Source organism: Prevotella falsenii DSM 22864 = JCM 15124 (assembly GCF_000613945.1).
Taxonomy (GTDB): domain Bacteria; phylum Bacteroidota; class Bacteroidia; order Bacteroidales; family Bacteroidaceae; genus Prevotella; species Prevotella falsenii.
The window spans coordinates 1-13,837 of the sequence record NZ_BAJY01000024.1; the positions used below are offsets into that span (position 1 = coordinate 1).

A 13,837-nucleotide genomic window follows, 5' to 3' on the forward strand; every position below is an offset into this window, starting at 1 on the left:
TGAGGAGGAGTGATAATCCATACCTGCATGTCCTTTCCATCGGTAGTTTTTACCCAATGTGGCTTCACATCGCCGAGTGTAAGCTGGTCGTAGATGTGCTTGTTCTCAAAACTCAATTGCGTTTGTTCGCTTTGTTTCTCTTTCTTTGAAGGGGTAATGGCAAATATTTCGTTTGCACTCTTCATGCTTTGACGCAAACCTAACAGCTTCTTGCCGTTATTGCCCAAAAGCGCAATGGAAGTATAGTTGTGCTGACCGTCGGTTAATTGTTTTACTTCGTCTTTCAAATTGGTCTGATATACGTTGATAGTGGCGTGCCAACAGCCAATGAAGTAGAGGTCTTTAGAGTTTGGTGCCCATACATAATCGTCTACGTTAGAGTCGAATTGTTCTGCAACATAAGTCTTTTTGCCTGTGCTGAACTCGTAAACGCAAAGACGGTTGCGATCGCTTTCGTATCCGTCGCGCTTCATGCTCTGCCATGCAATGTACTTTCCGTCGGGAGAGAACTTTGGATTGACATCGTAACCAACATTGAAATCGCCGTCTTGGTGATTTACTTTCTGGTCACGAAGCGTCTTTGTCATGTCTATTTCAGGTTCAACATAGTCTACAGGCTTGCACAAGTTTACCGTCTTCTTTGTTTCTAAGTTATAAAGGAATATGTCAGAATCGGTTGATACTGCATATTTTACGCCTTCTTTCTTTCTGCAGGTATAGGCAATTTGCTTAGAGTCTTTGCTCCAATCGAACTGCTCAATGCCACCAAATGGTGCGAGCGGACTTTCGTATGGTTCGCCTTCAATGATGTCTATGTCGTTCTTGCTGATACCGTTGGCAGTAACGTCAGCCACAAATGGGTGTGCTATTGTTTCTACATAATGGTCCCAATGGCGATAGTTCATATCGGTGATGAGGCGACCTGACGCCTTTGGAAGGTCTGAAGGGTTCTTCTTAATTGTTCCGTAGTATGGTAAACTCTTAATAAGTAAAACCTTCTTGCCGTCAGGTGAGAAACGGAAACCTTCGATTTCGATGTCGGAAGACGACATTTTCTTGCGGTTACTTCCGTCTGCATTCATCGTCCAAACTTGTCCTTCGTAAAGGAAAGCAATTGTATTGTTGTCCAACCATGCAGGACTACTTTCGCTTTTTGCCGATGTTGTAAGCTGACGGGCATTCTTTCCGTCTGCGTTCATCACATAGATTACTTGGTGTCCTTTGTTTTCTTTTACACTGTAGTAGCCTACTTGGTAAACAATCTTGCTGCCATCGGGAGATGCCTGTGCACTGCCGATTCTGCCCATAGCCCACAGTGTTTCCGGAGTCATAACATCTTTGCTGAGTGTTATGTTGTGTTTTCCGATGTTTACTGCTTCTTGGGCGTTTGCAACCCCACTGTTCATAACGAGTGCGGTCGCAATAGCAATTGAAACATTTTTGTTCATAATTTTAGTTATTTATTTTTATTTAGGTTCTGTCTTTTGCGTTCTAATTCTGCTTGTTGCTTTTGTTGCATTTCCTGAAGAGCCTGCATACGTGCTGCCAATCCGCTCTTCTTCTTTGGATTTTTCTTGTTTTCTTCGCGTCGGGCTTCCAATATGGCGAGCAACTTCTTTTCGTTCGTTGTCTTACGCAACGTCCACATAATGGCAGCAGAGAAGAATAGCGAAATGAAATAATAGAAGTTCAAGCCTGAAGAGTAGTCATTGAACATAAAGAAGAAGAATACAGGCATGAGGAACATCATATATTGCATTATCTTCATTTGGTCTGCTTGCTGTCCAACCATCTGGTCTTTCTGCTGTTGCATAGTGAACCAAGAGTAAAGGATATTGGCAGAACAGAAGAGAATACAAGTTAATGAAAGGTGATCGCCTATCAACCATAAGTTTTGGTTCCACGAAACGATAGGATCGTATGTGCTAAGGTCGTTTATCCATAAGAAACTCTCGCCGCGTAGCTGTATGGCATTGGGTACAAAGTTGAACATTGCAATCCAAATAGGTGCCTGAATAAGCATTGGCAAACAACCTGAAAGCGGGCTAACTCCATATTCTGAGTACATCTGCATCATAGCCTGCTGTTTCTGCATTTGGTCTTCAGGCTTGTTATATTGTTTTGTAGCTTCCTCGAGTTTCGGTTTCAATACACGCATTTTGGCAGAACTCATGTAGCTTTTCTTCACCATAGGGTAAGTTATGAACTTCAAAAGCAATGTAATAAGGATAAGTACAACACCCATTGGGAAGAATTTGCTCAGCCAATCGAACACGTAGATGGTGAACCAACGATTGATAATACGGAACAAAGGCCAACCGAGGTCTACAAGTCGTTGCATTTCGAGGTCTTTACCGAAATGGCTTTGATTTTCAATGTTTTGTAACAAGCGGAAGTCGTTAGGTCCGAAGTAGAACTCAAACTCTGATGCTTTAGCCCCTGTTGGGTCGAATTCGGTGCTTAAATTTGCCTGATATTGCTTCAAATAATGCGATTCTTTTTCCAATGGGGTGCTCTTCAGCTTTGCACCTGCTGCAAAACCGTCTTTAGAAATCATTACAGCAGAAAAGAATTGGTTTTTGAAAGCAATCCAATCGAGTGCTTCTTCTATCTTCTTGTCAGCTTCTTGTGTTTCGCTCAAATGGTCTGTGCTACCATCTTTCTCTTTATAAGTGATTGTAGCATAGCGATTTTCGAAAGTGTGTCCAAGCTCTTGCTGCTTGCATTTCTCTTGCCAATCTACAATAAGTTGGTTGTCTCCGTGCTTAAAAAGACCATTCATTCCTGTAGCCTTTACACTTAAACGCAACATATAAGTGTCGGTGAGCTTATAGTCCAATACAATTGTCTTGCCGTCGTTGGCAACGGCTGTCATTGTAAGAGTAGAGTCGGTAAGATTAGACGGTGTGAAGTAAAGGTCCTGCGTTTCAATGTTCTGGCTCTTCGTAGCTAAGATAAAGTTCAGGCTTTGGTCTGCTCCGCTGAAGAGTGTAACTTCATTCTTGTCGGCCTTGCGGTCTTTACTTGCCACGTTGTGTCCCTTATAACCTTTTATATCGGCTTTCTTGACAACGCCACCTTTCGTGTTGAAGGTAAGTTCTACCTTATTATTCTTTAATACAATATCTTTCGCAGTGCCTTTTGATGCTGTGTAGAATAAGGCAGTAGTGTCTGTACTTGCTTCGTTTACCTTGTCAGCAGCTTTGGCAGCTGCTTTCTTTTGTTCTGCTATCTTCCGAGCATTTGCAATCGAATCCTTTACAAACTCGATACGCTGTTGAGCTATTTCTTCGTCAGAAGGTTGTTGCCACCATGCAAAACCAAAGAGAACCAGAGCCATGAGTACGAACCCTGTGATAGTATTTTTATCCATTTCTTATTTTTTCTTATTTTCTATTGCAGTCTTAATGAAGTCGAGGAAGAGTGGATGCGGCTTGAGCACCGTAGATTGATACTCCGGGTGGAACTGTGTTCCGATGAACCACTTCAGTGATGGTATTTCTACAATCTCTACAAGGTCGCTTTCCGGATTGTGTCCGACGCACATCATACCGTTTCTTTCAAACTCTTTTTCATAGTCGTTGTTGAATTCGTATCTGTGGCGATGGCGTTCTTGAATGTACTCTTGCTTGTATATATTGAATGCGTGCGAGTTCTGTCGTATCACACATTCGTAAGCACCAAGACGCATTGTGCCACCCATATTGGTGATATTCTTTTGTTCTTCCATAATGTCGATTACATTATGGTGGGTCTTTTCGTTCATCTCGCGCGAATTGGCATCGCTGTAACCCAATACGTTGCGGGCAAATTCTATTACCATCATCTGCATTCCCAAACAGATACCGAATGTTGGAATATCGTTCATTCGGGTGTACTTGATGGCTATCAATTTACCCTCGATACCACGTTGGCCGAACCCCGGGCAAATAACAACGCCGTCAAGACCTTTCAGTTTTTCGGCTACGTTATCGTTGGTAAGATGTTCTGAATTTACAAAGTGCAGAATGGCTTTGTGGTCGTTGTAGGTTCCTGCCTGCAAGAGTCCTTCGCGAATGCTCTTGTAAGCATCTTGCAAGTCGTATTTTCCGACAAGTCCGATGTGTACTTCTTTCGTAGCTTTACGCAATTTGTCGAGGAATTGCTTCCAAGGACCTAATGTTGGAGCAGGCTTGACTTCCTCTCCGCATTTGCGCAAAATAGCTGCATCAAGACCTTGTGCCTGCATATTAACAGGTACTTCGTATATACTTGGCAGATTTTCGCTTTGCACAACGCAATCCAAGTCTACGTTACAGAAAGCAGCCACTTTCTTACGAATATCATTGTCAAGATGTTTGTCGGTGCGCAATACCAATATATCGGGCTGAATACCTACACTTTGCAATTCCTTTACACTGTGCTGTGTCGGCTTTGTTTTCACTTCGCCCGCCGCACTAAGATAAGGTACGTATGTAAGGTGTAAGTTAATGGCACGCTTGCCCAGTTCCCACTTCATCTGACGAATGGCTTCAAGGAACGGAGCCGACTCTATATCGCCAATCGTCCCACCAATTTCAGTAATCACAAAGTCGTAATGGTACTTCTGACCTAACTGCTTTATGTTTCGCTTTATTTCATCTGTAATATGAGGTACTACTTGAATGGTTTTCCCAAGGTAATCTCCACGTCTTTCTTTATCAATGACACTCTTGTAGATGCGTCCCGTAGTCATGGAGTTGGCTCTTGTAGTCTGAATGCCCGTGAATCTTTCGTAGTGTCCTAAGTCAAGGTCTGTCTCCATACCATCAACCGTAACATAGCATTCGCCATGCTCATAAGGGTTCAGTGTTCCCGGGTCGATGTTGATATAGGGGTCGAACTTTTGAATAGTAATATTGTAACCTCTCGCTTGAAGAAGTTTTCCAATAGACGACGAAATAATTCCTTTACCAAGTGAAGAAACCACACCGCCCGTTACGAAAATGTACTTTGTCTCAGTCACGATTATATCTTTTATATTTACTGTTCTTTGAAAGTATATTATTTTACAACTTGCAAAGATAGTAAAAATCTAATGAATATTCCCTTAATAGCCCTTTTTTTCTGATAGAATCTAAAATATTTTGCAAATGCAAGGTATAACGACAGAAATGTCGTGGTGTGCCTTTGCTGTCAGAGCTGTGTATATCGTGGCATTTTATATAAAACCAACGGCTGCTTTGTTCTATGGTTCATCTTTCTCTTTTATGGCTGTTCGCTGAAACTTAAAGTACGGCAATATCGGCTTGTTATATAAGCAGAAAAAGGCAAACGTGCGTAAATATTTTTCACAGATGTATGTATTGTATAATTATCTCACTGTCAGCGTATTATAAAACCTATTATTTCGCATTCCAAAAGCGTAGGTTTTGCACGGTAAAAGCGGCTGTTTTGCATCGCAAAACCTACGCTTTTGCAATGCCAAAGTGCAGTTATCACTTTTTAATAAAATAATCTTTACAAGACAAAAATAAAAATCCGCAGATGTTTTTGTGAAATTAAACCCAAATCGGTTCATTAGCGTCCTTGACCGGTTTTGTTCGATTGTCGAGCAGATGTGCTCCGTTTCATCGAAGGCATAGCGGGCTACGGCGAGATGGAATGGCTGCGCAAATGCCGGCAAGCGGACGAAAGCAGTAAGGAAGCAGGACGGTAATAACAAATATAAGCAAATGCGGCTTAATAAGCGGTTGGAGTTTAAGTTTTGTCGGATAGCAATAATTCTCTTTATGAAGTTCTTGTTGGAACTGTTTTTTTTATGTAATTTTGCAGCTACATATATAAAATAGGTGGATTTTAATAATTACCACCGGAACTTGAACTTATAAATAATGGGTTTTATCAGAGCCCGTCTATGATGATGAAACGAATACTATCAATCTTTTATGGCTTATTGGCGTGTATGGCTTCTTATGCTCAATATGTGCCGCCGGTAATGAAAGATACAACGAAAGCAAGGGCTTTTAAGAATATTGATTACAAGGTAGAGATGCAAGGTAGCTTCTCTAACACGAAAACACCTTTGTGGCTGAATGCCAATAAGTACGGACTTAGTTCGCTTGAAAAGACAAATGGCTACATTCGTGCTGCCATTAATCGTCCTTTATCAATTGACGAAGAACGAAAATGGGGCATAGGCTATGGTCTTGATATAGCCGTTCCTGTAAATTATACCAGTCCTGCCGTTGTTCAACAAGCCTATATCGAAGGGCGATGGTATCACGGTACGCTTACAATAGGTGCAAAAGAACAACCTATGGAGCTGAAAAACAATAGTTTAAGTTCCGGTTCGCAAACATTGGGCATTAATGCACGACCTGTTCCGCAAGTTCGGTTGCGTTGCCGGAGTATTGGACGTTGCCGTTTGCAAATGGGTGGTTGCACTTGAAAGGACATATTGCCTACGGAAAAATGACAGATGACAATTGGCAACACGATTTTACTAAAAAGCAAAACAAGTATGCCGACGGTGTGCTTTACCATTCTAAAGCCGGCTATCTTAAACTTGGCAATGAAGAAGTGTTCTGTCCTTGGTCGTTAGAGGTAGGTCTGGAAATGGTATCTACGTTTGGTGGCACTGCCTATCGTCCTGCTTCAGATGGTAAAATGGAAGCGTTGAAAGGCGAAACCGGCGTGAAAGCATTTTGGAAAGCATTTATACCGGGTGGAGCAGATATAGGGGAAACAACCTATCAGAATGCTGAAGGCAACCAATTAGGCTCGTGGGTGGCTCGTGTAAAATATGAAGGCGAGGAAAATAGCTATTCTCTTTATGCTGATAAATATTTTGAAGACCATTCGGGAATGTTTTTTTTGGATTACGATGGCTATGGTACCGGCGACGAATGGCAGCAGAGGAAAAAGCGTAAGTATCTTACCTATGGTATGAAAGACTGGATGTTAGGATTTGAATATCATCGTCGTGCAGACAGTTGGTTAAATTCGGTGGTGTTGGAGTATGTTTATTCCAAATATCAGAGTGGTCCAATCTATCACGACCATACCAAATCCGTTGCCGACCACATAGGAGGAAACGATAATTACTACAACCATTACATTTATACGGGCTACCAACACTGGGGACAAACAATGGGAAATCCGCTCTATCGTTCGCCTATTTACAATGAGAACGGAAAGATAGAGTTTATGAACAATAGATTTGTGGCTTACCATCTCGGTTTGGCAGGAAAGCCAAATGCTTTTTTTGATTGGCGATTTCTTGCTTCATGGCAGGAAGGTTTGGGCACTTACCTTGAGCCATATACAAAGGAACGGCACAATGTAAGCCTTTTGGCAGAAGCTGCTTATAAGCTGCATAGCGTTACATTGCCATGGTTGAACGGGATAGATGTAAAGGCTGCGTATGGAATGGACTTCGGTTCTATTCTCGGTGGTATTAATTATGGTTTCCAACTTACAATAACCAAGACGGGTTTATTTAATTTATAAAAGGTATGAAGATAAGAAATATACAAATAGCTCTGCTTTCTTTAGTGGCTCTGTTATGCCTTTCGGCTTGTACGCTCGAAGGTGATGGCACGGAAGCCGGCGATTTAGCAGGTATGTGGCATTGTGTTTATATTGAAAAAGGAGCACAAAGTGCAGAGCTGCGAGATAAGAAAGTGTACTGGTCGTTCCAAGGGAAATTGTTGTTGTTGGAGGATAAGACAGGCAACCATAGCCGGATTTTGTATCATTTTAATAAAAATGGTAATACTTTAGAACTGAAAGAACCTTATCGTTACGACCGCGAAAACGGCGACGAACTGCTTACAGAACCCTCGCTTTTAGCTTTTTATGGCATCGACGATATGGCTGTAACGTTCACAATTCAGCAGTCGGAAAACACCATGGCACTTGTCAGCGACAAGGTTACGCTTCATTTCAAGAAGTTTTAGCAGCACAAAGGGTAGATGCGGCATCTTCTTTAATCTTCTTGGAAGGGTTGTTTGTTATTGCGCTTTATAAAACGGTTCAGCACTAACAAGTTGAAAAGGGTGAAAATAACAATATCTATTAGAATGATAACAGTTGAGTTTAACCAGTTAAACAGTACTGTGTTTAGGATAATGAAGGCAATGGCGAACGCTATAATAGCAATTAATGCCTGATGTTGTGTAAGTCCTGCCCGCATAAACTTATGGTGAATGTGGTTTTTATCGGGGTGGAATATGCCATAACCGTGCAACATTCTCACAATTATCATGCGGCAAACATCGAAAATAGGTATGATAAGCAAAGTTACCGAAAGAAATATCGAGCCTTTGCGATAAGCCATTACGTTGGGATTATCCATGCAGAATTTCACAAGCAGCACACCCAATATATAGCCTAAAGTGAGCGAACCGGAATCGCCCATGAATATTTTTCGGTTCTTTTCTTGCTTTCCGAAAATGTTATAGTAAAGGAAAGGCACCAAAACACCCATCAGTCCGGCGATGAGAATAGAATAAACCCACATTTCTTCTACAAAGAAGCAGTAGAAGAAACCACCTAAAGCAATAAAGGAAAGGCTGGCAGAAAGACCGTCGATACCGTCAATTAAGTTGATGGCATTCATAATAAAAACCAATATGAACACAGTAAGCGGCACGCCAACCCAGAATGGAAGTTGGTATATTCCCATGAAACCGTACAGATTATTGATGAAAAGCCACGATATAGGAAGCAGGCACGAAACAAAAATCTGTATGATGAACTTCTTTTTAGCCTTGACACCGAAGATGTCGTCGATAAGTCCTGTGGTATAAATGACAGCCAAACCGACGGCAAAGAATATTGTCCACGGACTGATTTGTATTTTCTTTCCATTGTAAGCATACGACCAAACAAGCAGTGCAACTATGGTGGCAGCAAGCATACTGGGAAGAAACGATACACCCCCCAAACGCGGAATGGCTCGTTTATGTACTTTTCGCGAATCGGGAATATCGTATAAGTTCCTGTTCTTGCAAAAGTTCAGAATGCGAGGAATAAAGACAAAGCCGCACGTGATGCTTAAGCTGAAAGCAATAAGGCTAACAAAGATGTATATATTCATGTTTGTTCGAAGTTTCTTAACAAGTTTAATTACATAACACGTTTCTTTTGCTTTTATTGTGTATAAAGTGAAATAAGTGGTAAAGCATTGAAATATTTTTTAAGATTAAGCGTTAGTAACAATAATATAATTGGACAACAGTAAGCATGAAAATATCAATCATAACGGCTACATACAACAGCGAGACTACCATTGCCGATACGATAAGTTCCATATTGAGCCAAGATTATTCCGACATAGAGTATTTGGTAATAGATGGTGGTTCGACTGACGGCACTTTAGATATAGTAAAAGCCAATGCACCAAGGTTTGGCGGCAAACTTCGTTGGGTATCCGAAAGCGACCGTGGAATATACGATGCGATGAACAAAGGTATAAGAATGGCAACGGGTGATGTTATCGGCATTCTGAATTCCGACGACTATTATACAAGCAACGACGTACTTTCCACATACGCCAACGCTTTCAAGACGAGTAACGTAGACGCCGTGTATGGAGATATTCACTTTATAAGGGAAGGACAACCGCATAAGATTGCCCGATATTATTCTTCTAAAATATTCCGCCCGGCGTTATTACGATTTGGTTTTATGCCCGCTCACCCTTCTTTTTATGTGCGGCGTTCGGTTTACGAACAAGCAGGAACTTACAGTCTCGATTACAAGATAGGGGCAGATTTTGAAATGATGGTGCGCTTGTTCAAGAAGCATCGCATAAGCTATAAGTACATTCAGAAAGATATGGTAACGATGCGCATGGGGGGCGCAAGCACGAGTGGTGTAGGCAGCCACCGACTTTTGCTGAAGGAAGATGCAAGAGCCTGTCGGGAAAACGGCATTTATTCCAATACGTTCCTGATAGCTTTGAAATACTTCTATAAAATATTCGAGTTCAAGATTTGATGCTGCCGACAGGTCTTGGTGTAGCTGCATTGACGATTGGTATCGTCTTCAAGGTGGCAGACAAGAAAAGACTTGGTTTGGAATAGCCGAACATTGCCGGATAAGCAAGGAACTTTATAAGAAACGAGGACTGAAATCTAAGTGGTTTCAGCCCTTTTTTCGTGCTTATAAACCGGCTGTTTTCACTTCAAAATACGGTCTTTGTAACTCTCTGATAATAAGCATGATGCAAAAGCCATGAACGTTCCTTAAAAAACGTAGGTACTTTTTACTGAAAATCTATCCCAAAGGTCCAGAAAATGGCAGGACATAGCAAATGATTTGTGAGTCAGTAGGTTCTGACTTTCGAGCCTTTCAGTGCAAAACCTCGAAAAGACGGGTTTGTACCAACTTCGGACAGAGCAGCGTTACCAAAACATTACCTCCCCTTCTGAAAACAGAGATTAGGAAAAGCGGTAACGAACAAGGCAAAATCCGGCTTGAACTTCGGGGGATTGTCTTCGGCAAAGGAACTTCGATGGCAGGAAAGGGGCAAATAAATTGCGACTTGTTTCTTTACCATTGAACGACAATATTTTGCGTAGCAACAAATAACCTGACGATAAATAGTTTTGTAAACCGTAAAAGTCAGAGTTATGCGTAGTACGTTTAAGGTTCTGTTCTACCTCAAAAAGAACGCCCCCCAAGAAGAACGGTTCCGTTCCCGTGATGTGCCGTATCACCATTGACGGCACTATTGCCCAGTTCAGTTGCAAATGCGACATCCATCCCGACTTGTGGGACATCAAGAGCAACCGGGCTTCGGGAAAAAGTACCGTAGCGTTGGAAACCAACCGTTTCTTGGACAAGATCCGTGTCGGCATCAATGCCAAATACAAAGAGATTGCCGAGAGGGATAACTATGTCACAGCCGAGAAAGTGAAGAATGCTTTCTTGGGCTTGGAAATGCGACACGAAACCTTGCTTAAAGTCTATGCTCAGCACAATGAGGATTTCGAAAAGCAAGTAAAGGCACAACTACGAAGTGAATCCACTTATAACAAGTACTGTACAGTCTATAAGCATTTGGAAGAGTTCATCAAGACCCGCTACCGTGTCAGTGATATTGCGCTGAAAGAACTTACTCCGGCTTTCATCACGGACTTTGAAATCTTCCTTCGTGCCGAAAAGCAATGCTCCCACAATACAGTATGGATTTATATGATGCCATTGCGTCGTATGATTACCATTGTCCAAAATCACGGCTGGATAATCCGTGATCCTTTTGTGGATTACAGCATATCCGCAGAAAGTACCGACAGGGACTATCTGACCAAAGATGAAATCCGCCAACTATTGGATTTGAAGTTCCGACGCAAATCAATGGAACTTGCTCGGGATTTGTATGTTTTCTGTTGCTTTACGGGCTTGTCCTTTACCGATATGAAGAACCTGACCAAAGATAATATCCAAACCTCTTTCGATGGGAAACTCTGGATTATGACCAAGCGACAAAAGACAGGTGTGGAGTCCAACATTATGCTTTTGGATATTCCTCTGAAAATCATCGAGAAGTACGAAGGTATGGCAAAGGAAAACTTTCTTCTGCCCGTTCCACAGTATATGACCGCTTGCAAGAACATCAAGAAAATCATCGGGCTATGCGGCATTGAAAAGGAGATTACGTGGCATACCAGCCGCCACACTATGGCGACGGAAATCTGTCTGACCAACGGCGTTCCCATTGAAACCCTGTCCAAGATGCTCGGACATACGAACATCCGCACCACGCAGATTTACGCCAAAATCACACATGAAAAGGAAAGCCGGGATATGGCAGCACTCTCCGATAAGTTGAGTAAGATAGAACAATTCAATGGTGTCACTATATAATAAGGAGGACGAACTATGAAAAGAGAAATCATAACCATTGATGAGAATGGGAATGTACACGTTTCTACGGCTTCCATTTGGATGTCGGCTTGCGAAATAGCCTCCTTGTTCGGCGTATTCTCGGGTAAGGTAAACAGTCACATCAAGTCTATCTTCAAAGAGGGGTTACTCAGAGAAGATGAGGTGATGCAAACCCTATTGTTCAAGGGCGGTGCGGTGGATTTATACAACATTGAAATGATAACGATGCTGTCATTTCGTTTTGCCTCCCCTCACACCCAACTCTTCCGCAGGTGGACTATCAGGAAACTTACCGAAAAGAAGAAATCCACACCTCCATTACTTGTGTGCTATAATAAAGGCGGATGGTACAACTGAATATGAGAACAGGCAGTAAGATAAATGCATCCTACTGCCTGTTTCTTGTCAAGGCTTTTCAAACCGAGGGCGATAATTTTCTTGCAACAGCTTTTCCACATCTTCTTCTCTGTAGAGAACTTTCCCACCCAGTTTAATAAAAGGGATTCTTCCTACATTTCGATAGTCTTGTAACGTGCGACGGTTGATATGCAACAGGCGGGAGAGTTCGCCATCCGTCAGGTAACGATGCCCGCCCAATAAGGGTCTGTTCTTTTTCCTTAGGGCATCTATCCCTTTCATCATACGGTCACTGGCACTGAAAAAGAGGCTGATTTCTTCATCATTCTTTGTTTTTACATCATTGCTCATCTGCTTACATTGGATTTAGTGGTGATAAATTCTTTGATTATGGAGAGGCGGATTGTTCTATCAACCGCTCTATATCTTCCGGTTTATAGTACATCTTATAGCCTATTTGCGTATAGGGTAAAGTGTGGTTGTCTCGATAGGTTTGCAGGGTGCGCAAACTGATGTTCAGGATTTGGCAGACATCCTGATTGTCCAGCCACCTGCCCATACGCTTTTCGTCACACTCCCGACACAGGGCATCGACCTTGGCGGTCAAAATGCGGAAACGCTCCATCATGGCTTCATACGTTTTCTTCTCGATTGTTATTACTTCCATATTCTTGTCCGTTTTAATGTTACACTTTGTGCAAATGTACTTACGGAGTAAGTATTCAAAACCAACATTTCCTTTACTGCGTACTTGTGGCTTCAATATGGATGCTTTTGTCGTATGACTTTTGGAAGCAGACAGAAAAATCTCTATTCAGTACATATTTAGCATACAATCCGGACGGTTTTAACTCCCGAACTTTGCAGCATAATCAAATTCAAAGCGTCATGGATGTCATAACAATCGAAAGCAAAGCCTACTACGAACTGATGGGCAAAATAGAGAAAATCCTCCGGTATGTGGAGAAAGAGGAAAAGGCAAAGACGGAGTATGAGAACCGCCTTGTTACCAATGAAGAGTTAGCCGAGATACTCGGTATCAGCAAGCGTACCCTTCAGCGTATGCGCAGTGCGGACAGAATCAGCTACAAGATGATCTACGGACGTTGCTACTACGCCCTGCATGACATCGAGGAGGCGATACGAAACAAGAGCCTGTACTGCAATCCTCAGAACCTGAAAGAGCTACGGCATAACTTCGAACTTAAAAGCAGGAGGGTAAAGGATGGAGCTATTGGATAGAGAGACTTTCCTTGAATGGATGGAACGCATCATGAAGCGTTTCGATGACTTGAAGCAGACGGCTCCCGACATCCCCCAACGTCCGATGATAGACGGAGAACCGCTACTGGATAATCAAGAGGTGTGCATGATGCTTCAAGTGAGCAAGCGTACCTTGCAACGTTACCGAGATTCGGGAACACTTCCTTACCACATCGTCTATCACAAGACGTGGTATCTGGAATCGGAAATCCTCGCCTTTATGCAAACCCATTTTACGGAGAACCTCAAACGAAAAAGGAAGAGACCGCCCAAAGGCACGTAATTTCGGATTATAAGCAGCAGCCCCCGTTTTGTCGTAATGACAAGTCGGGGGCTGCTGTTTGAATGTGATGATGATATT

Annotated in this window: 11 protein-coding genes and 2 pseudogenes; 7 read left to right on the plus strand and 6 right to left on the minus strand. The window is 42.3% G+C overall.

The window, feature by feature from the left end:
• From JCM15124_RS09015 to pyrG, 3 genes are all read right to left on the minus strand, one after another.
• Window positions 1-1,448: alpha/beta hydrolase (locus tag JCM15124_RS09015; RefSeq protein WP_024999167.1), on the minus strand; the 1,448-nt coding region annotated here is incomplete at its 3' end.
• Window positions 1,449-1,456: 8 nt separating this feature from the next.
• Window positions 1,457-3,373 (minus strand): membrane protein insertase YidC, encoded by a 1,917-nt coding sequence (gene yidC, locus JCM15124_RS09020; protein WP_024999168.1) that lies wholly within the window; start codon window positions 3,371-3,373, stop codon window positions 1,457-1,459.
• A 3-nt stretch (window positions 3,374-3,376) separates the two neighbouring features.
• Complete coding sequence (gene pyrG, locus JCM15124_RS09025; RefSeq protein ID WP_024999169.1) at window positions 3,377-4,984, minus strand: CTP synthase; 1,608 nt, start codon at window positions 4,982-4,984, stop codon at window positions 3,377-3,379.
• An 891-nt stretch (window positions 4,985-5,875) separates the two neighbouring features.
• On the opposite strand from pyrG, the pseudogene JCM15124_RS13915 reads away from it, so the two are divergent.
• Both JCM15124_RS13915 and JCM15124_RS09050 read left to right on the plus strand, forming a co-directional pair.
• Window positions 5,876-7,470: pseudogene (locus JCM15124_RS13915) on the plus strand (capsule assembly Wzi family protein).
• A gap of 5 nt (window positions 7,471-7,475) precedes the next feature.
• Window positions 7,476-7,919: a lipocalin-like domain-containing protein gene (locus JCM15124_RS09050; protein ID WP_024999170.1), complete on the plus strand. Its 444-nt coding sequence runs from the start codon at window positions 7,476-7,478 to the stop codon at window positions 7,917-7,919.
• A gap of 29 nt (window positions 7,920-7,948) precedes the next feature.
• On the opposite strand, the gene JCM15124_RS09055 is transcribed toward JCM15124_RS09050, so the two are convergent.
• Window positions 7,949-9,061, minus strand: a complete 1,113-nt coding sequence (locus JCM15124_RS09055) for an MraY family glycosyltransferase (protein ID WP_024999171.1) — start codon at window positions 9,059-9,061, stop codon at window positions 7,949-7,951.
• Between the two features lie 146 nt (window positions 9,062-9,207).
• Between JCM15124_RS09055 and JCM15124_RS09060 the strand changes: the two genes are divergently transcribed.
• From JCM15124_RS09060 to JCM15124_RS09075, 3 genes and pseudogenes are all read left to right on the plus strand, one after another.
• Window positions 9,208-9,963 carry a glycosyltransferase family 2 protein gene (locus tag JCM15124_RS09060; RefSeq protein WP_024999172.1) on the plus strand — a complete coding sequence of 252 codons (756 nt, stop codon included), beginning with the start codon at window positions 9,208-9,210 and terminating at the stop codon, window positions 9,961-9,963.
• A gap of 635 nt (window positions 9,964-10,598) precedes the next feature.
• Window positions 10,599-11,835 (plus strand): annotated as a pseudogene (locus JCM15124_RS13920) (site-specific integrase).
• Window positions 11,836-11,850: 15 nt separating this feature from the next.
• Window positions 11,851-12,213, plus strand: a complete 363-nt coding sequence (locus JCM15124_RS09075; protein ID WP_024999173.1) for a virulence RhuM family protein — start codon at window positions 11,851-11,853, stop codon at window positions 12,211-12,213.
• A gap of 48 nt (window positions 12,214-12,261) precedes the next feature.
• Here JCM15124_RS09075 and JCM15124_RS09080 read toward each other — a convergent pair whose 3' ends face one another.
• Window positions 12,262-12,564: a helix-turn-helix domain-containing protein gene (locus tag JCM15124_RS09080; protein ID WP_024999174.1), complete on the minus strand. Its 303-nt coding sequence runs from the start codon at window positions 12,562-12,564 to the stop codon at window positions 12,262-12,264.
• Between the two features lie 37 nt (window positions 12,565-12,601).
• Window positions 12,602-12,880, minus strand: a complete 279-nt coding sequence (locus JCM15124_RS09085) for a helix-turn-helix domain-containing protein (protein WP_024999175.1) — start codon at window positions 12,878-12,880, stop codon at window positions 12,602-12,604.
• A 221-nt stretch (window positions 12,881-13,101) separates the two neighbouring features.
• Here JCM15124_RS09085 and JCM15124_RS09090 point away from each other — a divergent pair, with 221 nt between their 5' ends.
• Entirely contained in the window at window positions 13,102-13,455 is a 354-nt protein-coding gene (locus JCM15124_RS09090; protein WP_024999176.1) for a helix-turn-helix domain-containing protein, read from the plus strand.
• Complete coding sequence (locus JCM15124_RS09095) at window positions 13,439-13,759, plus strand: helix-turn-helix domain-containing protein (RefSeq protein WP_024999177.1); 321 nt, start codon at window positions 13,439-13,441, stop codon at window positions 13,757-13,759. Before JCM15124_RS09090 ends, JCM15124_RS09095 begins: the two co-directional genes overlap by 17 nt.
• Window positions 13,760-13,837: the final 78 nt, after the last annotated feature.